Raw genomic sequence first — 26,029 nt, forward strand, 5'->3', positions numbered from 1 at the left:
GGGATCCCCTGTTGGATGGTAGGTGCCCCCCGGCACCCGGAAGCAGGAAGTGTCGACCCTGCGGGCGGACAATATGCTACTGCTCAGCGGAGCGAAGGCGTTCCCTACCGTTTTCCTTCGGTACAGGAACGGTGGAGTTGCCGTCGAACGGAACGGGCGCGCCGCCAGCCTGGGCGCAGCTTCCGCCGGATCGTATACCGATAGGCGCAAAAGAAAACCCGGAGATCGCTCCCCGGGTTCGCTGCCTTGCGCCGGCGAGCATCGCCGGCGTGCGCTCGAAGACGAAGCCTTACTTCGCCTCCTTCTCCATCAGCTTCTCCACCATGCTCGCCGGCACGTCCTCGTAGTGGTCGAACTCCATGGTGAAGGTACCGCGGCCGCGGGTGGCCGAACGCAGGAAGTTGATGTAGCCGAACATCTCGGCCAGCGGCACGAAACCCTGCACGAAGGCGGAGCTGCCTTTCTGGCCCTGGTCGCTGACGGTGCCGCGGCGGCGGTTGATGTCGCCGATGACGTCGCCGAGGTAGTCCGCCTCCATCACCACTTCCAGATGCATGATCGGCTCCAGCAGTTTCGGCTTGCTGAGCTTCTGCGCCTCGCGGAAGCACTGCCGGGCGGCGATCTCGAACGCCAGCGCGGAGGAGTCGACGTCGTGGTACTTGCCGTCGATCAGGCGCGCCTTGAAGTCGACCACCTCGTAGCCGGCGACCTGGCCTTCCTGCGATTCGGCCTTGACCGAATGCTCGACCGCCGGGATGTACTCGCGCGGCACGCGGCCGCCGACCACCTCGTCGGAGAACACCACGCCCGAGCCCGGTTCGCCCGGCTCGAAGATCATCGTCACTTCGGCGAACTGGCCGGAGCCGCCGGTCTGCTTCTTGTGCGTGTAAGTGTGCTCGACGGTCTTGCCGAACGCCTCGCGGAAGCTGACCCGGGGCTTGCCCATGTTCGCTTCCACGCCCAGCTCGGTGCGCATTCGGTCGATGGTCACCTCCAGGTGCAGCTCGCCCATGCCCTTGAGCACGGTCTGGCCGGTTTCCTGGTCCACCTCGAGCTTCAGCGACGGGTCGGCCTTGACCATCTTGTAGAGCGCGCTGGACAGCTTGTCGACGTCGTTGCGGTTCTTCGGCTCCACCGACACGCTGATCACCGGGTCGGGGAAGCGCATGCGTTCGAGCAGCGCCGGATGCGCCGGGTCGGCCAGCGAATCGCCGGTCTCGGTGTCCTTCATCGAGACGAAGGCGCAGATGTCGCCGGCGCGTACTTCGTCGATTTCCCGGGTGTCGTCGGCCTGCACCTCGACGATGCGGCCCACGCGCTCCTTCTTGCCGCGGGTGACGTTGAGCAGGGTGTCGCCCTTCTTGATCACGCCGGAATAGATGCGGCAGAAGGTGAGCGTGCCGAACTGGTCGTTGATCACCTTGAACGCCAGCGCGCGCGCCGGCGCGTCGTCGGTGACGACCTGCTCGCCGATGACATGGCCGTCCTCGTCGACCATCGCGATGCCGCCGTTCTCGCCCGGGTAGGGCAGATAGTCGACCACGGCGTCCAGCAGCTGTTGCACGCCCTTGTTCTTGTACGACGAGCCGCACAGCACCGGCACCAGTTCACCGGTGACGGTGCCGCGGCGGATGCACTGCTTGAGCACCGCCGGGTCGAACTCGCCGGTGTTGAGCAGGCGCTCGAACGCGTCGTCGTCCAGCGCCAGCGCGGTTTCCAGCAGGTTCTGGCGCAGCTTGGGCAGGTCGGCGATCCACGCGGTGTCGGCGCTGGCGCCGAACGTCAGGCGGGCCTTGATCTCGTCCAGCGGCACGGTTTCCCACACGCTGTCCTTGTCGTCGGAGGCCCACAGGTAGCCCACGCCGGCGACCAGGTCGGCCATGCCGACGAACTCGTCGCTGCTGCCCAGCGGCACCTGGCACAGCAGCGCGTTGGCGCCCAGGCGCTCGCGGATACCCTTCACGCAATGCGCGAAGCTGGCGCCGATGCGGTCCATCTTGTTGACGTAGCAGATCCGCGGCACCTTGTACTGGTCGGCCAGGCGCCAGTTGGTCTCGGTCTGCGGCTCCACCCCGGCGACGCCATCGAACACCACCACCGCGCCGTCGAGCACGCGCAGCGAGCGGTTCACCTCGATGGTGAAGTCGACGTGTCCCGGGGTGTCGATCACGTTGATCTGGTGGCCCTTCCACTCGGCGGTCACCGCCGCCGACTGGATCGTGATGCCGCGCTTGCGCTCCTGCTCCATGTAGTCGGTGGTGGTGGAACCCCTGCCGTCCTTGGTGTCGTGCACGTCGACGATCTGGTGCTTGCGCCCGGTGTAATAGAGGATGCGCTCGGTGGTCGTGGTCTTGCCCGCGTCGATGTGCGCGATGATGCCGATGTTGCGGTAGAGGGTCAGGGATTTCTTGCGGGCCACGGGCTGGACTCCGGAAAGGGGCTGCACGAACGCAGCCAAGTGACAGCTCAAATGCTGTCTGTGGCGGACTTTTTCAATGCGCGAATGGCCGTGCCGGTTCGACATGGCGGGTCGGGGCAGCGCAACGGTGCCCGGCAGCGCGCGCGACGGCACGTTCCGCCATCGGCGAAGGCGCTTAGGCGGCGCGCAGGGCGGTCAGCGCCGCGGCCAGCTGCCGGGTGTCGTAGGGTTTCTGCAGGACGGTTTCGTTGCGCCATATCTCCGGGATGTCCTCGCCGCCGTAGCCGGAGGAAAACACGAAGGGTATGCCGCGACGGCGCAACACCACGGCCACGGGGAAACTCTGTTCGCCGGCCAGGTTGATGTCGAGGATCGCCAGGTCGATCGATGCGAACTCGGCCAGTTCCATGCATTTGGCCAGCCGCGCGCCCTTGATCACGTGGTAGCCCGAGGCGCTGAGGCGATCTTCCAGCATCATCGCCAGCATCATCTCGTCTTCGGCGAGCAGGATGCAGGGCAGGTTGCTGTGGATGGTCATCGGGAAACTGCCTCGTCCAGTGGTACATCGATGGTGCAGGTGACGCCGTCGGGCGGAAAGGCGAGCGATACCTCACCATCCAGTTCATACGGAATGCCTTCGTCGATCAGGCGTGAACCGAAACCGCGGCGGGTGGGCGGTTCAACCAGGGGGCCTCCGGTTTCCGTCCACTGCAGCAGCAGCCACGGACGGTGGTCCTTCACGCGTGTCGCCCAGGTGACGGTGACCTGGCCTTCGGGCACCGACAGCGAGCCGTACTTGCCGGCATTGGTGGCCAGCTCGTGCAGGGCCATGCTCAGCGCCAGCGCCTGCTTCGGCGGTAGATTGAGTCCGTTGCCCTGCAGGCGCACCCGCGCATCGTTCACGCGCGTGTCGCTGTCCTGCCGGTATGGCGCCAGTTCGTTGTTGATGATGCCGGCCAGCGGCGCGCCGAGCCATGCGTCCTGCGCCAGCAGGTTGTGCGTATGCGACAGCGCCAGCAGCCGCGACAGGAAGCTTTCCGTGAAGGCCGGCAGATCCGCCGCGTTGGCGATGGTCTGGTGGGCGATCGCCTGCACCGTGGCCAGGGTGTTCTTCACCCGATGGTTGAGTTCGGCCATCATCATTTCCGTATGCCGCGCCGCGCGCACGCGCTCGGTCACGTCGCGCGCGATCAGCTTGCCGGCGAACATCGCGCCGTCGTGGTCGCACACCGGCGAGTAGCTGATCGCCAACGGCACCGACTCGCCGTCCGGGCGCACCCAGGTCATGTCGAATTCGGCCAGCCGAGTGGGCCGCTCGTGGCTGACGAAGAACTTCCTGGTCTCCTCGGATGGCTCGGGCGGCAGCAACATGTTCAACGGCTGGCCGACCACCTGCTCGGCGGACAGGCCGAAGATGCGTTCGGCACTGGCGTTCCAGCTGGTGATCCGCTCATCCAGCGCAAAGCCGAAGATGGCGTCGCGCGAAGAGTTCACGATCGCCGCCAGGCGGGCGTGCTCGTTGTTCAACTGCTGGCTCTCGGTGATGTCGACGAAGGTCAGCACCACGCCGTCGACGACATTGTCGAACGTCAGGTAGGGGCGCATGCGCAGCAGGAAGGTCGGCGCGTCGCCGGTCCCGCGCAACATGCGCTCGGTGACCGTCATGTCGTGCAGCACCTGCGCCACGTCATTTTCCAGTTCCGGGTAGTTGATGCGCGGCGAGATCTCGGTGATCGGGCGGCCCTTGTCGCCGTCACGCAGGTGGAACAGCTCGGTCATCATCGGCGTGTAGCTGCGGATGTACAGCTCGCGGTCGAGGAAGATGGTCGCGATATGCGTGCTGTCGAGCAGGTTGCGGATGTCGTTGTTGAGCCGGTTCAGCGCTTCGTTCTTGCTGTTGAGCTCGGCGTTGACGATCTGCAGCTCCTCGTTGATCGACTGCATTTCCTCGGTGGAGGTTTCCAGCTCCTCGTTGGCGGATTGCAATTCCTCGTTGACCGACTGGTATTCCTCATTCGCCGATTTCAGCTCCTCGCTGGCCGTTTCGTGCAGGTCGATCGCGGCATGCAGCTGCACGCGGGTTTCCCGCAGCTCGTCCTCCAGCGTATGGACGCGCGCGAGCTTGCTGCCGGGTTTGCCATCGGCGGCCGTTTCGGCCGGGCGCGGCGCGAGTTCGAGCTCATGGAAGGCGATCACGCACATCTCGACCTTGCCACTGTCATCAGCCAGCGGCTCCGCGATCAGCCGCAACGACCGCTCCTGTCCGTTGAGCAGGAAGGTCAGCTCCTCGCGGATCACCCGCCCGCCGCTGGCGAAGGCCTGCAGCGCGGCGGCGCGCACGACGCCACGCAGGGGTTTGTCGAGCAGCTGGAACAGGTTGAGGCTGGCTGCGCCGGTCGATGGCGCCAGGTAACGCCCGGTGTCGCCGCCGAAGCGCAGCACGTCGTGGCTGGCGTTGATCACCACGTAGGCCGGCGACCATGGCTCCAGCGCCTGGCGCGCACGCTGGTCGATCGGGTCCTCGGCCTGCCGCGGCGTGGCGTATTCGGCACTGTTGAAAGGGCGAAGCTGCATGCTGACGAAATCCCGTGGGCGTGTGTGTGCATCGTCGCGGCGCACGTACAGCCGCTGCTTCTTGTCCAGTTCGGTGAACAGGCGCGCGTTGCGGGCCAGTCGTTCCGATGGGCCCAGCAGCAGGAAGCCGCCGGGTCGCAACGCGTAGTGGAACGACTGCACCAGCCGTTCCTGCAGGTCGTTGTCGAGGTAGATCAGCAGATTGCGGCAGGAGACCAGATCCATCCGCGAAAACGGCGGGTCCTTGATCACGCTGTGCGGCGAGAAGACGCACATCTCGCGGATCTGCTTGACCACGCACCAGTCGTCGCGATCCTTGCTGAACCAGCGCTCCAGGCGCTCGGGCGAAATGCCGTTCAACGGCGCGCGGTAACGCCCGGCGCGGGCACGGGCGATCGCCTGGTCGTCGATGTCGGTGGCGAAGATCTTCACCTTCAGGCCGCGTTGCGAACCCATCGCCTCGCGCAGCAGGATCGCGATGGAATAGGCCTCCTCGCCGGTGGCGCAGCCGGGCACCCAGACCCGCAGCACGTCGTCGCTGGCCCGGTCGGCCAGCAGCGACGGGATCGCGATGGTGCGCAGTGCCTCGAACGCGACCGGGTCGCGGAAGAACTCGGTGACTCCGATCAGGAACTCGCGGAACAGCAACTCGTGTTCGTTCGGATACTGGCGCAGGTGGTCGATGTAATCCGCGACGGTCTCGGCCTGCACCACCAGCATGCGCCGCTGGATCCGCCGCATCAGGGTCTTTTCCTTGTACTGGCTGAAGTCGTGGCCGACTTCGGCATGCAGCAGTTCGCAGATGGTTTTCAGGTGCGCCGCCACGTCGCCGCGCACGCCATCGGAACCCTTCTTCTGCTGCGCGGCGTGCATCTGCTTCTGGTAGGCGAGCAGCCGTGCCGGCATGTCGGACACCGGCATGACGGCGTCGACCAGCCCGGTGGCCACCGCATTGGCCGGCATGCCGGTCATCGCTTCGTGGTCGAAACCGGATTGCGCCAGCGCCAGCCCGCCGTGATCCTTTACCGCGCGCAGGCCTTGCGCACCGTCGTTGCCGGTGCCGGCCAGCACCACGCATACCGCGCAGTCGCCCTGGTCCTCGGCCAGCGACGTGAAGAACGTATTGATCGGCCAGCGATGCTCGCGCGGCGGCGCCGGCTTGCATACCTGCAGCACGCCGTCGGCGATGGTCAGGGTGGTATTCGGCGGAATCACATAGACATGCCGCGCTTCGACGCGCATGCCATGGGTCGCCTCGAGCACCGGCATGCTGGTGCTGCGGCCAACCAGCTCGGCCAGCAGGCTGTTGTGATCGGGCGCCAGATGCTGCACCAGCACGAAGGCCAGCTCGCCATCCACCGGCATGTGCGCGAAGAACGCCTTGAACGCTTCCAGCCCGCCGGCCGAGGCGCCGATGCCGACGATCATGGTGCTGACTGGTGGCGGCTTGCGAAGCTTTGCCGATGAGCCACCCTTGCCGGCGGTCGCGGCGGGGGTGGGCACGGGCTTCAGATACGAGGGCATGCGGGGCAGCCTGAAATCCAGGCAGAACCCGGATAAGGCGGCAGCATAGCGTGCCTGCCGTTCACCTCGGGTGATTGCCCGCAGGCAATCAGCGCGCCAGCAGATCCTCGTGGAACGCGCCGAACGGTTCCGTCGGATGCGCAATCTGGATTTCCAGTATCCACAACCCGCTCGACGGCGACGCTTCCAGGTTGCCGAGGTCGCCGCCCTGGTGGATCGAGTGCGGGAAGTCGCTGACCCGGTGCCCCTTGATCGCGTGATTGAAGCGCCAGCCCATCGCCTCGGCGCGTTCGCCGGCAAACGCATACAGCGCCTGGCCGCTCAGTCCTTGCGAACGCCATGCCGCGGCCACTTCGCCGAACAGCGCGCGTGCGGCGTCCGCGCAGGCCTGCCGCTGCGGCGCGTGACCGACCACGAAGGTGTCGCCCACATCGCCTTCGTGGCCGTCGAACACCAGGCCGAGGTCGACGAAGTAGCTGTCGTTCTCGCCCAGCCGCACGTTCGGATCGGAGCGTTGCCGATACGTCTTGAGGGTATTCGCGCCGATGCGGATCAGCACCGGATGCCACAGCCGCTCGTAGCCCAGCTCGCGGAACACGTCCAGCGCCGCGGCCTTCGCCTCGTCTTCGCTGATGCCCGGGAGCATGCACGCGCGGATGCCGTGCAGCGCGGCCCAGGTTTTTTCGCGGGCGTGTTGCATCCGCGCAGGATCGAAACGTTGTCCGACAGCTTCGCGCGGGGGAGGCGTCATGGGTGTCTGTGCTATCAGGTCAGATGGATGAGCACCAGTGCGACCAGCGCCGGCAGCGCCTGGATCCACAGGATCTTCCGGCTTGCGGTCAGCCCGCCGAAAATCCCGGCGATCAAGACACAGGCGAGGAAGAACACCTTCACGCTGAAACCGGCGCCGCCGGAGCCGAGACAGAGGCCCCAGACCAGGCCGGCGGCGAGGAAGCCGTTGTAGAGCCCCTGGTTCGCGGCAAGCGCCTTCGACTGCTCGGCGAATTCCGCCGTGGTGCCGAACGCGCGGCGACCGGAGGGGCGGGTCCACAGGAACATTTCCAGGATCAGGAACCACAGGTGCAGCAGCGCGATGACGGCAATCACGACATTGGCGGCGATCGACATGGCAACTCCCCTTGAATGGCGCCGGGCGACGCCTCAGCGGCGGAGTGTCGCAGCCGCCCTGGCCGATCGCAATGCGGGAGCGCCGGCGCCGGTTCGCGCCCTGCTCATGCCGGCGTCAGTGCGGGCACGCTGGCGGCCGCCGATTGGCCCAGCCGCCGCAGCAGGCGATAGTGCGAGGCGATGCCGGCGCCGAATGTGCGATGTTCGCGATAGGTCACGCCGAACTCGCGGCAGGTGTCCTCCACCACGCGGGCGACCAGCGGGTAGTGCACGTGCGAGATGCGCGGGAACAGGTGGTGCTCGACCTGGAAGTTCAGGCCGCCGATCAGCCAGCCGAGCACCCGGTTGCCGCGGGCGAAATCCACCGTGGTCTGCAGCTGATGGATCGCCCACGGCGCCTCCATCTGCCTGCCGCTTGCGTCCGGCAGCGGGAACGCCGCTTCCTCGACCACGTGCGCCATCTGGAACACCAGCGCCAGCAGCACGCCGGCGACCGCCGAGACCAGCGCGTAGAACAACAGCACGGTGCCGAGCGGATGAAAGGCCAGCGGCAGGCCGAACGCGAGGGTGAAGAACACCAGTTTGCCGATCACGAACCCGGCCAGGTCCCAGCCTTTCGGGCGGTCGAACGGGCGCTCGCCGACGGTGCCGGTGAGCATGTCGCGGAAGTCGCCGTACAGGTGCCAGCGGATCGCGGTGACGCCGTACAGCGGCCACAGGTACAGGTGCTGCCAGCGATGCCACGGCCGCCGCGGTTGCTGCGGCGACAGCCGGCCGAGCACGCCGAGGTCGATGTCGCTGTCGTGCCCGGCCACGTTGACCCAGGTGTGGTGGAAACGCGCGTGCTTCCACTGCCAGATGTACGAACTGCCGCCGACCAGGTCCAGCGCCAGCGCCATCAGCCGGTTCACCCAGCGCCGCTCCGAATACGCTTGGTGGCCGCCGTCATGCATGATGTTGAAGCCGATCGCCGCCGTCGCGATGCCCAGCACGAGGCCGAGCAGCAGGCCTTGCCACCAGGTGTTGGCGAGGAACACCAGCGCGACGTAGGCGAGCGCGAACACGCCGAGGATGATGGCCGTCTTCAGGTACATCTGCGCGCTGTCGCGCTGGCGGGTGCCGCTGCGCTTGAACTCGGCATCGACGCGGCGACGCAGTTCGCGATGGAAGCTGTTGTCGCCGTTGAACTTCAGCCGGTCGGCGTGGGCATCCGGCGGCGGCGCGGCCGCAGGGATCCCGCGATGTGTTGAATCGAGGGACATGGTAGCGCCTGCGAAAGATGAGGTCGCCATCTTACGCGATGCGAAGTAAGGCGAATGTTGCGCTGGTCGTGGAAAGTGCCGAACCGGCACGCCGCGCTACGTGGTGGCCTTGAACGTCACCACCAGCACGTCGCGGTGCGCCGGTTTCGACGGGTCGAGCGGCGTGACCGCGGTGACGCCGTGGAACACGCGGGCGTCGTCGACCAGCGCCGCATCCAGCGCATGGGTCAGCGTGAAGCTGCCCAGCAGGCTGCGGTCGGCAGCGTGGATGGTGGTGGTGCCGCGCTCGATGTTCTCGCGGTCGATCAGCAGCACCAGCACGTAGTCGACGCCGTCGCGGTGCACGCCTTCGGGCGTGGGCTCGCCGGCTTCGTCGGCGCGTGCCTCGATGCGGAACTGGTGTACCTCGACGTGCCAGTGGCGGGTGGCCGGCGCCAGCGCGCCGAAGCAGTCGTGGCAGAAGCCGAGGATGCGACGCAGGCTGGCGCCATCGGCGATCGCCGGCAGCACCGGTTCGAACCAGCGCTGGAGGTCGCCCTGCAGCGGGTTGTACTTGAGGCTCTGGTAATGCGGCTGATGCGCCTCGCGGCGAATGCCGCCGTCGGCATCGGCGGAGAACGTGGCGTGCCGGCGGCGGCGATGGCGGCCGCTGGCGGCGAGGTAAGTGTCCAGTGCCAGGTCGTTCCAGCTGGCGGCGAACGCGGACCAGTCGGTCAGGGCCTGCGCCTGCAGCAGGCCGCGCATGGTGTCGGCGGTGACGAAGGCAAAGCCGTCGCGCTGCAACCGGTCGTGCAGCGCGGACGTATCGGGGAGGGGAGTCATCCGATTACGTTAGCAGGACCGGCATGAAGCGGCGATGGCTGCGATGTGGTGGGGCGGCGGCGCTGAGGCCGCCTTTCTCCCTCCCTGATTGCAGGGGAGGTTTCGATTTGCTGCCGATGGCGCCTTGCAAGTTCAGCCAGGAAACGCCCGCGCCAGCCAGTCCGGCACCGGGATGCCTTTCCCGCGCAGGAAGGCCGGGTTGAACGGCTTGACCTGGTGGCGCGTGCCGGCGCGAAGTTCCCGGGGGCGAGCAGAACAGCTCCTGCTGCTCGCCGGCGTCGCGGTGGAAGCGGGTCGGGCCTTCGACGGAGTCGAGGGTGAAGTCGGGGCGTCGTTGCCCGGTTGCAGGCTCGTGGCAGTCTCCGTGGCGAATGCCTTGATGCGTCAAGCTTGGCTCCATGCCACTTGGCGACAAATGACTTGATCGAATAACCATATATACGCCTAGACGTTTAGACGTCTATTGACAGGATGTCGTGAAGCATTCACTATCCGCTCCACTCATCGAGACCGGCTGAGGGACAGGCCCTTTGAAGCCGGGGCAACCTGCGGAGCGTTTCCGCCACGGTGCCAACTCCTGCGGAGGTGCTTCGGCATCCACCGGAAGATGGGCGTCATCCGGCTTGCGGCGGTCTGCCGCCGAATCCGGGGTTGGCGACCTTTCCGGTCCTTCGCAGGGCGATGCCGACCGGAGAGAGTTGCATGACGTTCCTGCCCGAAACCCGTTGCACCGAAGCCAGCCAGGCCGCCTTCGCCGTTCTTCCCGAACCGCGCGTGCGGCTTACCGCCCAGCGCAGCACACGCCGGCTGCAGCTCAACCCGAAGTACGGCAGCGGCCCGCGCGAGGTCGAGGTGAGCTACCTGTGGTGCGGCGCGGCGGGCGCGCCCACCGTGATCGTGCAGGGCGGCATCTCGGCCGATCGCGACGTCACCGCGCTGGACGGCGATGCCGCGCCGGGCTGGTGGCAGGCGCTGGTCGGCAGCGGCGCGGCGGTCGACCTGGAGCGCTGGCGCGTGCTGGCGATCGACTGGCTGACCCCGGACCGGCTCGGCGCCGGCTCGGTCTCCAGCGAGGACCAGGCCGACGCGCTGGCCGCGCTGCTGGGCGCGCTGGGCATCGCGCAGGTGCATGCCTTCATCGGTTCGTCCTACGGCGCGATGGTGGCGCTGGCGTTCGCCGCGCGGCATCCGCGCAGCGTCGAGCGCCTGCTGCTGCTGGCCGGCGCGCACCGGCCGCACCCGCTCAGCACCGCGCAGCGCAGCGTGCAGCGCGGCATCGTGCGGCTGGGCCAGGCCAGCGGCCGGGCCGACGAGGCGTTGGCATTGGCGCGCCAGCTGGCGATCACCACCTATCGCGGCAGCGCCGAGTTCGGCCGGCGTTTCGCCGGCGGCCCGGAGTGGCGCGAGGAACGCTTCCATTTCCCGGTCGAGGACTACCTGGCGCACCAGGGCCGCCGCTTCGTCGAGCGCTTCGATGCGGATCGCTTCCTCGCGCTGTCCGAGTCGATCGACCTGCATGACGTGCAGCCCGAGCGGATTCCCACCCCGACCACGCTGATCGGTTTCCCCTCCGACCGGCTGGTACCGCTGGCCGACCTGTGCGAGCTGCAGCGCCGCCTGCATGGCCCGGCCACGCTGGAAGTGGTCGAGTCGCCGTACGGCCACGACGCTTTCCTGAAAGAACCCGAACAGCTCGCGCCGTTGCTGCGCGAAGCGCTGGCCTGATTCCCCGTCCCCGCACAACAAGAACCGGAGATCTCCCGATGACCGAGCCCGCCCCCTGTACCCGCGCCGTGCGCGCCGGGATCGAGAGCGACACCCAGCACGGCGCCGTGGTGCCCGCGCTGCACCTGTCGACCAACTACAGCTTCGCGGGTTTCGGCCGCAAGCGCGCGTACGACTACTCGCGCAGCGGCAACCCCACCCGCGACCTGCTCGGCGATGCACTGGCGGAACTGGAGCAGGGCGCCGGCGCGGTGGTGACCTCCAGCGGCATGTCGGCGGTGGCGCTGGCCTTGGAGCTGGTGCCGGCCGGCGCCACCGTGCTGGCGGCGCACGACTGCTACGGCGGCACCTGGCGGCTGCTCGACGCATGGGCGAAGAAGGGCCGCTTCCAGGTCGAGTTCGCCGACCTCACCGATAGCGTGGCGCTGGCCGCCGGCCTGGCGAAGAAGCCGGCGCTGGTGTGGGTGGAAACGCCGTCGAACCCGCTGCTGCGGATCACCGATATCCGCCACGTGGCGCAGGCTGCGCATGCGGTGGGCGCCTTGCTGGTGGTCGACAACACCTTCCTGTCGCCGGCGCTGCAGCAGCCGTTGCTGCTCGGCGCGGATGTGGTGGTGCACTCCACCACCAAGTACATCAACGGCCACAGCGACGTGGTCGGCGGCGCGGCGGTGGCGCGCGACGCCGCGGTATTCGATCAGCTGAAATGGTGGGCCAACTGCAACGGCCTCACCGGCGCACCGTTCGACAGCTACCTTACCCTGCGCGGCCTGCGCACGCTCAGCGTGCGGCTGCGCCAGCACCAGGAAAACGCCGCGCGTATCGCCGAACAACTCGACGCGCATGCGGCCGTGCGCAAGGTGTATTACCCCGGCTTGGCCAGCCATCCTGGCCATGCGCTGGCGGCGCGGCAGCAGCAGGGTTTCGGCGCGATGTTGAGCTTCGAGCTGGACGGCGACGTGGCGCAGATCGAGGCATTCGTCGACGGCCTTCAATACTTCTCGCTGGCCGAGTCGCTGGGCGGGGTGGAAAGCCTGATTGCGCACCCGGCGAGCATGACCCACGCCTCGATGGCACCGGAGGCGCGCCGCACCGCTGGCATCGCCGACAGCCTGCTGCGCGTGTCGGTAGGCATCGAGGACGGCGACGACCTGCTGCGCGATCTCGACGCGGCGCTGGTCCGTGCCGCGGCCGCAGGGACGTCCAAACGCCGGGTGCTCGCATGAGCGCGGTGCTGGCCGAGCGCGCGGCGAGCGCCAGGAGCGAAGCCTCCACCACCATCGCGATCGTGCTGCTCGGCACCGGCGTGGTCGGTGGTGCGCTGCTGAAATTGCTCAACACCTCTGCCGCAGGTTCGCTGCGGCTGGTCGGCGCGGCGAACTCGCGCCGCCAGCAGACCGATCCGGTCAGCCTGTCCCAGCGTAACCTGCGCGAGCAGCTGAACCAGCACGGTGCCCCGCGCGACAACGCCAGCCTGCTCGCGGCGCTGGACGCCAGCGCAGCGACGGCGAAGGTGATCATCGACGCCACCGCCAGCGCGGCCTTGGCGTCGCGCCACGCCGAGTGGCTGGCGCGCGGCTACCACGTGGTCACCGCGAACAAGGCGCTGGCCGGCGGCGACTTGTCCGGCTGGCGTGCGTTGCAGGCCGCGCTGGCGCATGGTGCGCGCTACGGCGACTCGGCCACCGTCGGCGCCGGCTTGCCGGTACTGTCCACGCTGCGCCGCCTGCGCACTTGCGGCGACGGCCTGCTTACCCTGGAAGGCGTGTTTTCCGGTTCGCTGTCGTGGCTGTTCAACCAGTACGACGGCGGCCGCCCGTTCTCCGAGCTGCTGCGCGAGGCGCGCCAGTTCGGCTATACCGAACCCGACCCGCGCTCGGACCTGTCCGGCGAGGACGTGGCGCGCAAGCTGCTGATCATCGCCCGCAACGCCGGTTTCGCCTTGGGCACTGACGAGGTGCAGGTGGACGGCCTGGTGCCCGAGGCGCTGCGCGGGCTGAGCACCGAAGCGTTCCTGGCGCGGCTGGAGGAACTCGACGCGCCGCTGGCCGCCCGCCATGCGCAGGCCAGCTCGCGTGGCTGCGTGCTGCGCTTCCTGGCGCGGCTCAACCAGCGCGGACATGCCCGCGTCGGCCTGGTCGAAGTGCCGCTCACCCATCCCGCCGCGCGGCTGTACGGCACCGACAACCAGTTCGCGCTCACCACCACCCGTTACCACGCCCAGCCGCTGGTGATCCAGGGGCCGGGCGCGGGGCCGGAGGTGACCGCGCAGGCGCTGCTGGGGGATGTGCTGGCGCTGGCTTGAGCTTCAGGGTTTCGCGTCGATGGCGGTCGGCGGCGTGCGTGACACGATGCCCACGCGCATGCCGAACGGTGCGAACACCGCGTTGAGCGTGCGCACGGTCGGGTTGCCCTGGTCGTGCTCGAGCTGTTGCAAGGTGTTGAGCGAGATCCGGCACATGCGGGCGAACTGCTCCTGGTGCAGGCCGGTCAGTTCGGTGCGCAATCGGCGCACGGCCGCGCCGATGCTGGTGCGACCGTCCAGCAGTTCCGCCTGCAATTGGGCCAGCAGTGCCTGGCGATCGGCGAGGGCGGCGCTCATGCCAGCAGCCCCCAACGGCGCAGGCGCGCATCCAGCCCGCCTAGCGCGATGCGCGGGTGATCGAACACTGCCTCCGGCAGGCCGAGGTCGCGCAGCAGGTCCGGCACCGCGCACAGTGCCGAGGCGTCCGCGCGCAAGTCGTCGAACAGCCGCTGCGGGTCGCCCCATGGCTGCAGCGTCGCGCAGGCGGCGCGCCAGTCCACCTCGCCGGCGACTTCCACCGGCGCAGGCCACTTGGTGGTGCGCGAGATGCCTTCCTCGTCCATCACCATCGGCGCCAGGTCGTAGATCGGCGCCAGCTCCAGCCGGTCGGCGTGGCGCAGCACCGCGGTGTTGCGGCCGTGGTTGTCGCTGTTGCCCAGCACCAGGTTGAGCAGGTCGCGGCGCAGATACTCGCGCAGCAGCGCCGACACGTCGCCGGCCTGGCCGGCGGCGATCCAGGCCGAAGCCAGTGCGGCAACCGCCTGCGGATGGGTCATGTAGCTGCCGGGGCGGGTCACACCGGCCAATGAGTAGACCGATTCCACCGCGATGCGCCGCACGGCGCCGGCGACGATGGCGCGATCGAAGCGCGGCAGCCACAGGCTGGGGCGGGCCGCTTCCTCCAGCCGCATCGCGTCGCCGCCGACCGCGGCGATGTGCAGCTTCGCCAGGGCGCGGTAATAGCAGTATTCCGCGCGCAGGATCGCCTGGTCGGTCGGCCCGCCGTTGCCGCGCGGGAACTTCACGAACCAGTGCCGGTGTGCCCGTGTGTCGTCCAGCGTCGCGTCCGGGTGCAGCAGGCCGCCGGCATCCTCGGTGAGCAGCAGCTTGGGCGCCTCGCCGCCGGCGCCGGTGGCGCCGCCGATCGCCGCGCCCTGTTCGTAGGCGTACTCCAGGAAGCGCGCGTCACGGGCCACCACTTCGGCCATCGGGAAACCGATCGATGGCCCAGGCAGTGCCTCGAACGCGGATTTGATGCGCAGGTGCCCGACCGGCGCCGGCGTGCATTGCGCCAGCAACTGCAGGTCGGTGGCGCCGGTGTCGGCCCGCACCGGCATAGCCAGGCGTTGCAGCAGGAAGCGCCGCGCCGCGCCGCTCGGTTCGATGTCGAACAGGAACGCCGGCCACTGCGGCTCGGTGCGGATGGTCCAGTCCAGCGGCAGCGTCGCGCTGACAGCTGCCGCGGTGGTCACCCCGAGCCGCTCCATGTGCGCCACGACGTAGGCGTCCAGGTAGCCCAGCGTGCAGGGGCTGGCGTGGCCGTCGGCCGGGCGCAGAAACGCCAGCTCCATGGCGTCGTGCCACTGGCCGTCCAGGTGAAGCTGCACGATGAGAGGGATCACGCCAGTTTCTGCTACCCAATGAAATGGGTGCAGTATACCCATTGCTGGCCAATAAAGACAATATAATAGGTTTATCGACCATAATTGGTCGTAAAGCCCTAATATAAAGTGTATTCAACGGCCTGCGATCAGCGTCGCGCGATATCCGCCTCGGCGATCGCCTCGACCTGGATGCGCAGCGTCACCGCCATGTCGAAACCGTAGGGCTTGCCGGCGTCCATGCCGAACGCGTCGCGCTGGAACGTGGCCAGCGCGTCGGCGCCGCACACTTCGCGTTTCAGCAGCGGGTGCGGCATGCACTTGAAGCTGTCGATCTTCAGTTCCAGCGGACGAGTCACGCCGTGCAGGGTGAGCGTGCCGATCACCCGGGTCGGTTTGCCGTCGACGAAGCCGGCGAGTTGGCCCTTGTAGATGGCCTGTGGGTAGTTCGCCGTGTCGAACAGCTCCTTGCCCTGCGCCTTCTCATTGAGCTGGTCCTGGCCGAAGTCGGCGCTCTTCATGTCCACCACGACATTCACCGTGCCGCTGCCGGCCGCCTTGTCCAGCGTCACCGTGCCGCTGCTGTGGTTGAACTTGCCGCGCCACACCGACAGCCCGCCGAGATGGTCGGCTTCGAAGCTGGGGTAGGTGTGGTCCGGGTCGATGCGGTATTCGACCGTGGCGGCGCTGGCGGTGGTCAGCGACAACCAGGCGAGCAGGCCGAGTGCGTGCGTCGTGGAGCGGGTCTTGGGCGACATGGGCGATTTCCTTTCGTGACGTGAGGAGCAGGGCGTTTGCAGGAACGACGAACCGGGCGGCGCGATTTCGACAATGCAGCAACGCCGGGTGATCGCTGCCATCCCGTGTTGCGCCGCGGCGTGGTTGCCGCCAATACTCCCGTTCGCGCCCCACGTCTGGAAGTCCGAATGCACAAGAAGATGATTCGATGAATTCCCGTTCGCCGGCCATACCGGCACTCCCGCACGGCGGCTGCGCGAGCCGTCCAGACAGATCCCGCCCATGAACACTTCAGGCAATCGCTGGTTCGCCCCCGGCGACCTCAATGGCTTCCTCGGCCTGGTGGTGGACAACCTGTCCATCATGGGCTTCCTCGCCGCGGCGCTGATCGGCCTGTTCGGCTTTCCCGCGGACATCGTGTTTTTGCGCATGTTCCCGGGCACCGCGCTGGGCGTGCTGCTGGGCAACCTCGCGTATACCGCGATGGCGCGCCGGCTGGCGCGGCGCAGCGGCAGCGACAACGTGACCGCGATGCCGCTGGGGCTGGATGCGCCGACCAGCATCGGCATGGCGCTGCTGGTGCTCGGCCCGGCCTTCCTCGGCTTCAGGCAGGGCGGCATGGACGAACACGCCGCGGCGATCGCCACCTGGCAGCTGGGCATGGCCTCGCTGGTGGTGATGGGCGTGCTGAAGTTCGTGCTGTCGTTCTTCGGCGCGATGGTGCAGCGGCACGTGCCGCGCGCCGGCCTGCTCGGTTCGATCGCCGGCATCGCGCTGGTGCTGATGGGCTTCCTGCCGCTGGTGGAGATCCTCAAGCTGCCGGTGGTGGGCTTTGCCGGCCTCGGCGTGGTGCTGTACGCGCTGGTGGCGCACGCGCGGATGCCGTTCGGACTGCCCGGCGTGCTGGTGGCGTTCGTGCTCGGCGCGCTGCTGTACTACGGGCTCGGCCCGCTGGGCTGGCTGGGCGCGGGCTACCACGCGCCGGCGGCGTGGCAATGGCGTTTCGCGTTGCCGTGGCCGACCCTGCAGTGGGTGGAAGGGCTTGCGTACATCGTGCCGTACCTGCCGCTGATCCTGCCGTTCGGCCTGTTGATGGTGGTGGGCGGCATCAACGTCACCGAGAGCGCGCGTGCCGCCGGCGATGACTATTCCACCCGCGACATCCTGCTGGTCGAGGCGCTGGCGACGCTGGCGGCCGGCTTCTGCGGCGGCGTGGCGCAGACCACGCCGTACATCGGCCAGCCGTCGTACAAGGCGATGGGCGCGCGCAGCGGCTACACCCTGCTCACCGGCATCGTGATCGGGCTGGGCGGCGTGTTCGGTTATCTGTCGAACCTGGTCGAGCTGGTGCCGCTGCCGGTGCTGGCGCCGATCCTGGTGTTCGTGGCGATCGGCATCACCGTGCAGGCGTTCGAGGCGACGCCGATGCGCTACGCGGCCGCGGTGGTGTTCAGTTTTTTCCCGGCGATCGCGCGGATGCTCACGATCAAGCTGAGCGATCCCGCCTACGTCTCGCCCGAACACTTCGCCCAGTTGTTCAACGACGGCACGCACGGCATCTCCGAGCTGGCGGTGATCACCGTGCTGGGCAACGGCTTCATCATCACCGCGATGGTCTGGGCCAGCTTCGTGGTGGCGCTGATCGACCGGCGCCCGCTGCGCGCCGCGCTGATCCTGCTGCTCGGTGGGGCGCTCAGCCTGTTCGGGGTGATCCACTCGGTGGAGCTGTCCGGCGGCATCTACCTGCCGTGGCTGCTCGATGCCGCCTCGCGCGGCATCGTGTGGCAGTTCGCCGGCGCCTACCTCGTGCTGGCGATCGTGCTGGTGCTGCTGTCGCTGGGCAGCCGCGAGCGGACGGCCGTTCGCTGAAAACAAAAACGCGCGGCTCGTCGCCGCGCGTTCCGGTCGAACGGATGGCCGGGTTCAGTGCCCGGTGATGCGTTCCGCGGTTTCCTCGTCCGGCGGCACCAGGGGCGCGTTCGGATCGACCTTCGCCTCCAGCTCCGCCGCTTCCACCGACGGCGTGCGCCAGCCGGACTTCACGCCCCACAGGTAGAACACCAGGCCGATCACGGCGACCACGGCCAGGTCCATGCCGTAGGACAGGTAACCCTTGCCACCGAAGGTGGTGCTGCCGGCCCAGGAGACCAGCGCCAGCGTGGGCAGGTAGAACACCAGCCACCAGGCGCCCTTCATCTGTCGCCCGAAATCGTGCCAGCCGGACTTGGCCTGGTAGTAAAAATACACCGGCAACGCGACCACCATCAGCAGGATGATTTCGCCGGTCAGCGGCCACTTCGCCCAGTACAGCAACTCGGTGGACATGATGAAGGCGACCCCGGCGAGCACCGACAGGCCGCTCAGCCGCAGCGGCCGGTGCAGCCCCGGCGCGGTACGGCGCAGCGTCATCACGCTGACCGGACCGGTGAGGTAGGAAATGATCGTGGCGACCGAGATCACCGCCGCCAGCGAACCCCAGCCGCGGAAGAAGAACAGGAACAGGAACGACACCGCCAGGTTCACCCACATCGCCGGGCGCGGAATGCCCCACTTCGGGTGCACGCGGCCGAGGATCTTCGGCAGCGTGCCGTTGCGCTCCATGCCGTAAAGCATGCGCGCGGTGGTGGCGGTATAGGTCATGCCGGTGCCGCTGGGGCTGATCACCGCATCGATGAACAGCAGCGTCGCCAGCCACTGGAGGCCCAGGATGATCGCCAGGTCGGCGAACGGCGAGCTGAAGTTGATCCCGTGCCAGCCGACATTGGCCAGCATTTCCCGCGGCACCGCGCCAATGAACGCCACCTGCAGCAACACATAGACCACCGTGGCCAGCAAGATCGAGCAGACGATCGCGAACGGGATGCTCTTGCCCGGGTTGCGCGCTTCGCCGGCCAGGTTCACCGGGCTCTGGAATCCGTTGAAGCTGAACACGATGCCGGCGATCGCCACGGCCGTGAGGATCGAGGGGAAGTCGGTCTTGTGCAGTTCACCGTGGATGCCGACGCTGAAATTCTCGGCATGGAAACCACTGGCGATCAGCAGCACCGCGGTGAGCGCGGGGATCACCAGCTTGAACAGGGTGATCGCGGTATTCGAGCGCGCGAACAGCTTGACGCTCCAGAAATTGAACAGGAAATACATCACCACCAGCACTGCGGCAATCAGCAGGCCGTTGGTGCTCAGCTCGCCGTGCCCGCCGGGCATCTGGTGATACAGATCCTTCGCCCACTGCCACTTCCACGACGACATGTACTGCGCCGAGGCCTCGGCTTCCACCGAGATCACCGAGACGATCGCGATCCAGTTCGCCCACGCCGCGATGAAACCGACCAGCGAGCCATGCGAGTAGTGACCGTAACGAACCATGCCGCCGGATTCGGGAAACATCGCCCCCAGTTCGGCGTAGGTCAGCGCCACCGTCATGATGATCGCCGCACCGATCACCCAGGCCCAGATCGCCCCCGGACCGGCGATCTGCGCCGCGCGCCACGCGCCGAACAGCCAGCCCGAACCGATGATCGAACCCAGGCCGGTGAGCATCAGGGCGAACGGGCCGACGTCGCGGCGGATCTGGCTGGCTTGGGACATCGACGTTCCTGCGGGGCGCCACGACGGCGCGGAAGAGGGCGATATTTGCAGAGTTTGTGGCCCGCTGTCACCCGGCAGAGGTCATGCGGGCCACTGGCGGGCGCGTCAGTCGCCCAGGGCCAAGCCACCTTGCGACTGCGCCGTCGGCACCGCGCGGGCGCGCGAGAACGCCAGCAATTCTCCCAATCGCGCACCCTTCTCCCGCCAGTCGTGAAACAGCGATTCGCCAACCAGCGCGTAGTGCCAGGCCCGTCCGCCACGCAGCTCCGGTTCCAGCGCGTTGATCCGCTCGCACCAGGTCGTCGCCGCTTTCAGCTTGCGCTGCACGTTCGGGTGACCGACCTGTTGCTGCGCCTTGGTCTCGACCAGGTAGATGGCATCGGCCGTGCGCACCAGGAAGTCCGGGATGTAGAACGCGGGCATGCCGTCGTCCTTCACGTAGCGCAGGCGCACGAAGTCGTGGCGGTTCTCGCTGATCTTGCAGAACGCCTCCACGCCGGCGTCCAGTTGCGCCCACTCGATGAACGCACGCTCCAGCCCGCCGCTGCGGGTCGGGTAGGGCAGCCGTGTGTAGATGCATTTGGCCACTTCCAGCGAGGCGCTTTCGCGCACCATCAGCTTCGTCACCTCGGACAACCGACGATGGCGCACTTCGGTGACGCCGCTGACGGTGTGTTCTTCGGCGCGCACCAGCGCCAGCCCGAAGATCTTCACGATATGGTCGATCACCGGCTGCAGCAGCAACAGCCGCCAGCCCTCATCCTCGAATGGCTCGAATGGCTCGTCGAACAGCCGCTCGCGGATGTATTCGTCCAGTGCCGTAGCCAACGCCACCGTATTCATCTGCAGATATGGCGTGGTCAGGTGATAAGCGATCCGGTTGCCCTTCGGCAACGGCTGGTTCAGGGCCTGGCTGATCCGCCGGGTCAGCCGCGACAGCAGCTCGTTGTAACCGCTGACGTTCATTGCCACGCCGTCGACGCGGTAGTCGCCGAACAGGGTGCTGCTTTGCAGGTCCTGCGACGTGAAGGTGTCGCCCTTGCCCAGCAGTTCGGCCAGTTTCGCGCGGCTCATCGCGCTGAAGGTCGGCAAAGCGGCGATGTCAATCGGCAGGTGTTCGACGTTCTCGTCGGCCTCGCGCAGGATGAACGGGATGGCGAAATCGTACTTCTCGAAACCCTCGCGCAGTTCGGCGGCGATCAGGTCGCCGGTGCTGCTGTCTTCATCGTCGCCGGTAGTGCCGACCAGGCCTTCGGCCATCAGTTCGTCGTAGTAGCTCTGAAATGCCGGGTGTTCGACGATCGAGAGGATGTCGATCATGGAGCCTGGCTCTTCGCCACGGTTGATCCGCTCGCGGTTTTCACGCTTGATGTCGACAAACTCCGGGTCGCGCCACATCAGCCGCAGGCCACGGCCTATCAGTTGCTCGACCAGGATAGGTGCTTGGCTTGCACGCAGCGGCACGATCACGCAGATATTGTTGACGTCGAAGCCCTCGCGCAGCATCAGCACGTTGACGATCACCCGCGGCTGCGCGTGCTTGTCCACATTGAACAGGCGCTGGCGCAGCGGTGCCCAATCCTTTTCACCAAGGTCTTTCTTTTTTCCCGAGTCGACGGTGATCACATCTCCCGCGTGCAGCCCTTCATCGCGCAGGAACTCTTCGACCAGGGGCGATACGGTAGTGTCCTCGCACACCACCAGCATCTTCGGGTGGCGGGTGGCGTCGACACGGGCGAAATCGGCCTCCAGCTTGCGCAGCTTCTGCAGGCCCGCGCGCAGCATCACGCGCTGACCCTCGGCAAGCGCGGCGTTGCCGTCGGCATCGCGCTCGGCCTTGAACTCCAGTGACTCCAGCGGCAGCGCGCCCAGCTCCTTGCGCTTGTCCAGCACCAGCGACTTCACCAGCCCCAGCCGCATCGCCGCCTTCAGGTCGAAATCCACCACGATGTGCGGGAAGTAGATCTTGCGCTTGTTCCTGCCGCCGCCCACGTCGTTGTATGGCGTGGCGGAAAAATCCATCTGCACGAAGCGGCGGCCCTTGCCCGCGGCGATGATCGACAGGCTCTTCTGCCACTCGACCTCGGTAGTTTCGCCTTCCTTCTTCAGCTCATGGATATGGTGCGCCTCGTCGTTGAACACCATCAGGTCGGGCAGGTCGGCGAGATAGGAGAGCACGTTGCCGCGCGCCCAGCGCCGGTCCAGCACGTCGAGACTGTTGCCGGTGGCGCGGCCGGGCGTCAGCGGCAGCACGGCATAGGCCACGCGCGCCGCGTCGGCGACCATGCCGGGCGTATCGACCCATTCGGCTTCTTCCTGCTCGGCTTCCTCCTCGGCTTCGCTGAGCAGGTGCCAGTTGGTGATCGCGATCATGCCGTTGCCGGTGGCCTTCAGGCCGATCTCCTGCTTCTGGCAGACGTTGCCGCGCACGAATTGCTCGATCCGTTCGCGCCGCGCCGGCGGCGTGAACAACTCGGCGTAGCTGGCGATGTCGGAGCTGGCGAAGTCGCGGCTCTTGTCCTCGTTCTCCTTGCCCAGGAACGCATCCAACAGGCGCTCGTACACGATCAGCCCCGGTGCCACGATCAGGAAGCGGCGGGTAAAGCGTGGATCGTCGCGGCCTTCGTCCAGCGCCGCGGTCTTGTTCAACAGCTGCCACACCAGGAGTGCCTGCAGCACCCAGGTCTTGCCGGTGCCGGTGGCCATCTTCAGGCAGTACTTCGGGTGGCCGTGCTTGCCTTGCGCCACGTCGGCGAGCCGCGTGCCTTCCAGCAGCGCATCGGCGCAGACCTGCGCGTACAGGTCCTTCAGGTTTGGACTGTCCAGCACCTCGTGCGCCACGATCACGTTGAGGATCGCCTGGCGCTGGCCGGGATGGAAATTGAACGTACGCGACTGGCAGGCATCGTCGCCAAACCACCAGTGCAGCAGCTCGGCCGTCACCGGCGTCACCAGTTCGTACAGGTCGGCGATGCCCTGTTCCAAGCCGATGCACAGTTGTTCAGTACGACGGGTGAGTGCGGCGGCCAGCGCCAGTGGCTGCTCGGTGGGGTGGCTCATGCGCGTGGCCCCGCCACCACCTGCACCACCTCGGCCTCGAAGCCGAACACGTCGACCACGCGCACGCAGACGCGGCGCTCGCCGGGCTTGTGCGGCACGTTGAAGTTCGCGGCGGTCACCACGCGCAGCGGGTCGTCGTCGTTGGCGGTATTGCCGCGATAGTCCTGCCATACCGAGCGGAACACTGCACCGTCGTAGTCCGGGTCCACCGCCCAGTACTCGATCAGCGCCAGCGGCTCGGCGTTGGCCACCTTGAGCAGCTTTTTGCGGTTGTCCTCGTCGAGGTTGATCGCCTCGGGCGAGAGCAGCACGTAATTGTCCAGCACGACCTGCAACTGTTCCTCATCGCCGCTGCGCTGGCGGTGCACCGGCTTGATCGTGAGGTACTGCAGGCTGGAGAAACGCACCTGGCCGCGCAGCTTCTCGATGCCGCCCTTCTTGCGCAGGCGGTCGAGCAGGTCGGGCGGGATCACCAGCACTTCCAGCCGCGGGTCGTTCAACGCAGTGATGCTCTGGCCGATCGACGGCTCGAAATTCCAGCCCAGCACCACCACCCGGTCCCAGCCGCCGAGCAGGTGCTCGCGCTGCGCGATCGCCTTGCGCAAGGTGGCGTCGCCGGTGAGCTTGTTCGGCGAATCCACCAGCACCAGCGTCTTCTTTCCACCGAACACCACCGCACCGAGATTGCGCAGCGGGTTGTCTTCCGGCTGCAGCGGCAGCGCGCCATACAGCGACAACACGATCCCCGACAGGTCGCCCACGCGGAAGCTGCGCCCCAGCGAACTCTTCGCCGCCTCGACCTGGTAGTCACCGATCGCCTGGTACAGGAATGGCTTGGCACCCTGGTCGATCAGCCGCTTGCGCATGATCATGCAGGCGGGCTTGCCAAGGTCGGTGGTGATCCAGCGGCGACCGAGTTTTTCGGCGACGGCGGCGGTGGTGCCGGAGCCGCCGTTGAAGTCGGCGACGAGATCATTCGGCTTCGAGGCAGCTAGGAGAATTCGTTCGAGTATCGATTCAGGCTTTTGGGTCAGGTATCCGGAGTTTTGAGTTTTGTCGGCAGGTTGAAGCATGGAGAGACGCCAAACAGAGTCCACCGTTCGGACATCTCGCTCGACATATTGGACGTTGCCATGTTCGTCGCGCGCATTAACCATGCGTCCGTCCACCTTCTTGCGGACAAGCTGCTTAACCGCTTTCGCTCTGCGCTCCTCCTGATGCTCAAAGAAGTATTCGGATTTTTCGTTCTTTGCGTACCAATAGATGACATCGTGTGATCGAGGAAAGAGTTTATTTCGCGTGTCTGGCATTTTGTTGTAGTAGTACCAGATGAGTTCGTTTCGAAATTGCTTCTTCCCAAACAACTCATCAAGGACGATCTTGACGTAGTGCCCGATGTGCCAGTCCAAGTGGACAAAGATTTGTCCGGTATCGGCAAGTAGTTCGTGCATCAGCACCAATCGCGGCGTAATCATCGCCAGATACGACGCCGTCCCATCCGACCACGTATCCGAATACGCGAACTGCTCGATCACCGTCGGTTTCTGCTCCAACTCGACGCCGGGCAGCGACACCTTGGTGCGATAGTCGGCCTTGGAATCGAATGGCGGATCGATGTAGATCAGGTCGACCTTGCCGCGCAGGCTGGGTGTGTGTTCGTCGCCGGCCAGCAGCGCGGCCATCGCCAGCAGGTTGTCGCCGTAGATCAGCCGGTTGGTCCAGTCGGCGCTGCCTTCGTCGCCCAGATGCGCCTGCCGGTTCGCCGCGGTGATCCAGTCGCTGTCGCGCGTGTCCTTCGACGGCAGCACCCACTCTCGCGTCTGCAGGCTGACCCGGTGGCGTCCTTCCAGGCTCTCCAGAATCTTCTCGGCCTGTTTGCGGCCTTCCCTGACGATTTCCGGCAGCTGTTCCAGCAGTGAATTGGTCACGCGGCCGTTCCCCATGAATTAACTACAAACGTTAATCATAGTGAACTCTATACGTGAACCGGTAGGCCGGACGGCCGCTAAGTTGCCAAGGGATGAGCAATGAACGCGCCGAATTCTCGAAACGTCTGGCTGCCGCGATGCTCGCGCAGGGCCATGAGCCGCGCCCGGGAGTGCTGGTCACGCAGTTCAACCTGCGTTTTCCGGGTACCTCGGTGGTGTTCCAGACGGCTTCGCGCTGGTTGAACGGCAAGGGGATTCCCGAGCAGGACAAGCTGGTCGTGCTGGCCGACTGGCTGAAGGAAAGCCCGGACTTCCTGCGGTTCGGCGATCGGGCCGCGCGCGGAAAGCGTGGCGTCAGGCAGGTCAAGGAAGAGGCGCCGGCGTACGACGACCAAAAGATTTTCGATGTCTACCGGACACTGCCGGCTGCACAGCAGAAAGTCGTATGCGACGTGATTCTTGCCTTGGCAGTACCGCCTTCGAGGCGGTCGGCGTCAGCCAAGCCACGCGCCGGCGTGAAAGCGAACAGCCGCCGATAGCGGCGTGGGGCGGGCAGTATCAGTCCTACGAAGCTGCTTTTGACCGGCGCGATGTCCTGGGCTTTGGTGCCAGCGTGATATGCAGCTCGCAGCCCACCGCATCGGCATAGCGGCGTAGCGTTGCGATCGAGGGCGCGTGCTTGCGGCTGCCGGCGCTGGATTCCAGCCGTGCCACGGAGGCCTGCGCGATGCCCATGCTCGCGGCGACATCCGCCTGGGTCATCTCGGCAAGCTGGCGCGCGCGCACCAGTTCGCCCAATGCGGCGAACTCGTCGGCAAGTGCGTCGTAGGCTTCGGCGAACGCGGGGTCTTTCGACCAGCGTTTTTTCGTGGCCGCGACGTTCAGGGGCACCGGGTTGTAGCGTTCAGGGGTCATGCCTGTACCTCTTTTTGCCGCGCCCGCGCTTTGGCCAGCTCACGCGCAGGGGTCTTGTCTGTTTTCTTGATGATGGCGTGCAGGATCACGATGCGCTCGCCGACCAGGGTGCAGTAGAACGCCCTGCCAATGCCTTCGCGGCCCTTGGCGCGCACCTCGAACAGGCCCGCGCCCATGGCCCTGGTGTGCGGCATGCCGATATCCGGCCCGTACGTCTGCATCAGTTCGGTGATGCGCACGAATCCGGCACGGATGCCGGCAGGCCATGTTTCCAGCTGTTCGGCCACCTTCGCGTTGTAGTAGCTCAGCTGCCATGCCATGACTATATCATCCTTGTTATCATGAGTACGGTCGCGCGGGGCGGCCGGCGGACGGTTCCTTCCTTGAGTGTCCTGCGTGAAGTATCGCCCGCGAGCGGGCTCCTCTACATGGAGCGGCGT

The 26,029-nt window shown here is 66.8% G+C and carries 20 protein-coding genes and 1 riboswitch; of the genes, 5 read left to right on the plus strand and 15 right to left on the minus strand.

The features are described 5' to 3' along the window. Positions 1–289: 289 nt before the first annotated feature. From fusA to ASG75_RS12215, 7 genes are all read right to left on the minus strand, one after another. Entirely contained in the window at positions 290–2,419 is a 2,130-nt protein-coding gene (gene fusA, locus ASG75_RS12185; protein WP_056389690.1) for an elongation factor G, read from the minus strand. A gap of 175 nt (positions 2,420–2,594) precedes the next feature. Next, positions 2,595–2,957 (minus strand): response regulator, encoded by a 363-nt coding sequence (locus tag ASG75_RS12190; RefSeq protein ID WP_056389693.1) that lies wholly within the window; start codon positions 2,955–2,957, stop codon positions 2,595–2,597. Continuing rightward, on the minus strand, positions 2,954–6,517 hold the full coding sequence (locus ASG75_RS12195) for a chemotaxis protein CheB (protein WP_082547599.1): 3,564 nt from the start codon (positions 6,515–6,517) through the stop codon (positions 2,954–2,956). Before ASG75_RS12195 ends, ASG75_RS12190 begins: the two co-directional genes overlap by 4 nt. Before the next feature lie 88 nt (positions 6,518–6,605). Continuing rightward, the gene (locus tag ASG75_RS12200; protein ID WP_235580219.1) at positions 6,606–7,217 is read right to left on the minus strand and encodes a M24 family metallopeptidase; all 612 of its coding nucleotides are present in this window, start codon (positions 7,215–7,217) and stop codon (positions 6,606–6,608) included. A 65-nt stretch (positions 7,218–7,282) separates the two neighbouring features. Further along, positions 7,283–7,645, minus strand: coding sequence for a DUF1304 domain-containing protein (locus ASG75_RS12205; RefSeq protein WP_056389702.1), 363 nt, complete (start codon positions 7,643–7,645; stop codon positions 7,283–7,285). Positions 7,646–7,749: 104 nt separating this feature from the next. Beyond that, entirely contained in the window at positions 7,750–8,907 is a 1,158-nt protein-coding gene (locus tag ASG75_RS12210; RefSeq protein ID WP_056389705.1) for an acyl-CoA desaturase, read from the minus strand. Positions 8,908–9,003: 96 nt separating this feature from the next. After that, on the minus strand, positions 9,004–9,729 hold the full coding sequence (locus tag ASG75_RS12215; RefSeq protein WP_056389707.1) for a 2OG-Fe dioxygenase family protein: 726 nt from the start codon (positions 9,727–9,729) through the stop codon (positions 9,004–9,006). A 498-nt stretch (positions 9,730–10,227) separates the two neighbouring features. Next, positions 10,228–10,343: riboswitch (SAM riboswitch) on the plus strand. An 88-nt stretch (positions 10,344–10,431) separates the two neighbouring features. Here ASG75_RS12215 and ASG75_RS12220 point away from each other — a divergent pair. From ASG75_RS12220 to ASG75_RS12230, 3 genes are read left to right on the plus strand one after another with little or no spacing between them, the layout of a single operon-like run. After that, positions 10,432–11,454: a homoserine O-succinyltransferase gene (locus ASG75_RS12220; RefSeq protein WP_056389709.1), complete on the plus strand. Its 1,023-nt coding sequence runs from the start codon at positions 10,432–10,434 to the stop codon at positions 11,452–11,454. Between the two features lie 38 nt (positions 11,455–11,492). Further along, complete coding sequence (metB, locus tag ASG75_RS12225) at positions 11,493–12,680, plus strand: cystathionine gamma-synthase (RefSeq protein WP_056389712.1); 1,188 nt, start codon at positions 11,493–11,495, stop codon at positions 12,678–12,680. Further along, the gene (locus ASG75_RS12230; RefSeq protein WP_056389715.1) at positions 12,677–13,759 is read left to right on the plus strand and encodes a homoserine dehydrogenase; all 1,083 of its coding nucleotides are present in this window, start codon (positions 12,677–12,679) and stop codon (positions 13,757–13,759) included. The genes metB and ASG75_RS12230 overlap by 4 nt, the downstream gene beginning before the upstream one ends. A gap of 3 nt (positions 13,760–13,762) precedes the next feature. On the opposite strand, the gene ASG75_RS12235 is transcribed toward ASG75_RS12230, so the two are convergent. The 3 genes from ASG75_RS12235 to ASG75_RS12245 all read right to left on the minus strand — a co-directional run bounded on the left by ASG75_RS12235 (position 13,763) and on the right by ASG75_RS12245 (position 16,118). Beyond that, on the minus strand, positions 13,763–14,056 hold the full coding sequence (locus tag ASG75_RS12235; RefSeq protein ID WP_056389718.1) for a helix-turn-helix transcriptional regulator: 294 nt from the start codon (positions 14,054–14,056) through the stop codon (positions 13,763–13,765). Beyond that, the gene (locus ASG75_RS12240; RefSeq protein ID WP_157616969.1) at positions 14,053–15,381 is read right to left on the minus strand and encodes a HipA domain-containing protein; all 1,329 of its coding nucleotides are present in this window, start codon (positions 15,379–15,381) and stop codon (positions 14,053–14,055) included. The genes ASG75_RS12235 and ASG75_RS12240 overlap by 4 nt, the downstream gene beginning before the upstream one ends. A gap of 128 nt (positions 15,382–15,509) precedes the next feature. Next, on the minus strand, positions 15,510–16,118 hold the full coding sequence (locus ASG75_RS12245) for a YceI family protein (protein WP_056389724.1): 609 nt from the start codon (positions 16,116–16,118) through the stop codon (positions 15,510–15,512). A 262-nt stretch (positions 16,119–16,380) separates the two neighbouring features. On the opposite strand from ASG75_RS12245, the gene ASG75_RS12250 reads away from it, so the two are divergent. Continuing rightward, positions 16,381–17,967, plus strand: coding sequence for a hypothetical protein (locus ASG75_RS12250; RefSeq protein ID WP_056389728.1), 1,587 nt, complete (start codon positions 16,381–16,383; stop codon positions 17,965–17,967). Positions 17,968–18,021: 54 nt separating this feature from the next. On the opposite strand, the gene ASG75_RS12255 is transcribed toward ASG75_RS12250, so the two are convergent. The 3 genes from ASG75_RS12255 to ASG75_RS12265 all read right to left on the minus strand — a co-directional run bounded on the left by ASG75_RS12255 (position 18,022) and on the right by ASG75_RS12265 (position 24,674). Further along, positions 18,022–19,686 carry an APC family permease gene (locus ASG75_RS12255; protein WP_056389731.1) on the minus strand — a complete coding sequence of 555 codons (1,665 nt, stop codon included), beginning with the start codon at positions 19,684–19,686 and terminating at the stop codon, positions 18,022–18,024. Positions 19,687–19,791: 105 nt separating this feature from the next. Then, entirely contained in the window at positions 19,792–22,746 is a 2,955-nt protein-coding gene (locus tag ASG75_RS12260) for a DEAD/DEAH box helicase family protein (protein WP_056389734.1), read from the minus strand. Beyond that, positions 22,743–24,674, minus strand: coding sequence for a DNA methyltransferase (locus ASG75_RS12265; protein ID WP_056390626.1), 1,932 nt, complete (start codon positions 24,672–24,674; stop codon positions 22,743–22,745). The genes ASG75_RS12260 and ASG75_RS12265 overlap by 4 nt, the downstream gene beginning before the upstream one ends. Before the next feature lie 92 nt (positions 24,675–24,766). Here ASG75_RS12265 and ASG75_RS12270 point away from each other — a divergent pair, with 92 nt between their 5' ends. Beyond that, the gene (locus tag ASG75_RS12270; protein ID WP_056389737.1) at positions 24,767–25,213 is read left to right on the plus strand and encodes a hypothetical protein; all 447 of its coding nucleotides are present in this window, start codon (positions 24,767–24,769) and stop codon (positions 25,211–25,213) included. Positions 25,214–25,238: 25 nt separating this feature from the next. On the opposite strand, the gene ASG75_RS12275 is transcribed toward ASG75_RS12270, so the two are convergent. Together ASG75_RS12275 and ASG75_RS12280 are read right to left on the minus strand one after the other, a co-directional pair. Beyond that, positions 25,239–25,589 (minus strand): helix-turn-helix transcriptional regulator, encoded by a 351-nt coding sequence (locus ASG75_RS12275; protein ID WP_056389740.1) that lies wholly within the window; start codon positions 25,587–25,589, stop codon positions 25,239–25,241. Continuing rightward, entirely contained in the window at positions 25,586–25,909 is a 324-nt protein-coding gene (locus ASG75_RS12280; protein ID WP_056389745.1) for a type II toxin-antitoxin system RelE/ParE family toxin, read from the minus strand. Before ASG75_RS12280 ends, ASG75_RS12275 begins: the two co-directional genes overlap by 4 nt. Positions 25,910–26,029: the final 120 nt, after the last annotated feature.

Source organism: Rhodanobacter sp. Soil772, assembly GCF_001428385.1.
Taxonomy (GTDB): domain Bacteria; phylum Pseudomonadota; class Gammaproteobacteria; order Xanthomonadales; family Rhodanobacteraceae; genus Rhodanobacter.

What these genes read in the sequence shown, in the direction of transcription:
- ASG75_RS12270 (WP_056389737.1), top strand. Translation starts at nt 24,767, where the DNA reads ATGAGCAATGAACGCGCCGAATTCTCGAAACGTCTGGCTGCCGCGATG.
- ASG75_RS12200 (WP_235580219.1), bottom strand. Translation starts at nt 7,217, where the DNA reads ATGCAACACGCCCGCGAAAAAACCTGGGCCGCGCTGCACGGCATCCGC.
- ASG75_RS12280 (WP_056389745.1), bottom strand. Translation starts at nt 25,909, where the DNA reads ATGGCATGGCAGCTGAGCTACTACAACGCGAAGGTGGCCGAACAGCTG.
- ASG75_RS12235 (WP_056389718.1), bottom strand. Translation starts at nt 14,056, where the DNA reads ATGAGCGCCGCCCTCGCCGATCGCCAGGCACTGCTGGCCCAATTGCAG.
- ASG75_RS12195 (WP_082547599.1), bottom strand. Translation starts at nt 6,517, where the DNA reads ATGCCCTCGTATCTGAAGCCCGTGCCCACCCCCGCCGCGACCGCCGGC.
- ASG75_RS12275 (WP_056389740.1), bottom strand. Translation starts at nt 25,589, where the DNA reads ATGACCCCTGAACGCTACAACCCGGTGCCCCTGAACGTCGCGGCCACG.
- ASG75_RS12245 (WP_056389724.1), bottom strand. Translation starts at nt 16,118, where the DNA reads ATGTCGCCCAAGACCCGCTCCACGACGCACGCACTCGGCCTGCTCGCC.
- ASG75_RS12220 (WP_056389709.1), top strand. Translation starts at nt 10,432, where the DNA reads ATGACGTTCCTGCCCGAAACCCGTTGCACCGAAGCCAGCCAGGCCGCC.
- ASG75_RS12205 (WP_056389702.1), bottom strand. Translation starts at nt 7,645, where the DNA reads ATGTCGATCGCCGCCAATGTCGTGATTGCCGTCATCGCGCTGCTGCAC.
- ASG75_RS12260 (WP_056389734.1), bottom strand. Translation starts at nt 22,746, where the DNA reads ATGAGCCACCCCACCGAGCAGCCACTGGCGCTGGCCGCCGCACTCACC.
- ASG75_RS12255 (WP_056389731.1), bottom strand. Translation starts at nt 19,686, where the DNA reads ATGTCCCAAGCCAGCCAGATCCGCCGCGACGTCGGCCCGTTCGCCCTG.
- ASG75_RS12190 (WP_056389693.1), bottom strand. Translation starts at nt 2,957, where the DNA reads ATGACCATCCACAGCAACCTGCCCTGCATCCTGCTCGCCGAAGACGAG.
- ASG75_RS12230 (WP_056389715.1), top strand. Translation starts at nt 12,677, where the DNA reads ATGAGCGCGGTGCTGGCCGAGCGCGCGGCGAGCGCCAGGAGCGAAGCC.
- ASG75_RS12215 (WP_056389707.1), bottom strand. Translation starts at nt 9,729, where the DNA reads ATGACTCCCCTCCCCGATACGTCCGCGCTGCACGACCGGTTGCAGCGC.
- ASG75_RS12250 (WP_056389728.1), top strand. Translation starts at nt 16,381, where the DNA reads ATGAACACTTCAGGCAATCGCTGGTTCGCCCCCGGCGACCTCAATGGC.
- ASG75_RS12210 (WP_056389705.1), bottom strand. Translation starts at nt 8,907, where the DNA reads ATGTCCCTCGATTCAACACATCGCGGGATCCCTGCGGCCGCGCCGCCG.
- metB (WP_056389712.1), top strand. Translation starts at nt 11,493, where the DNA reads ATGACCGAGCCCGCCCCCTGTACCCGCGCCGTGCGCGCCGGGATCGAG.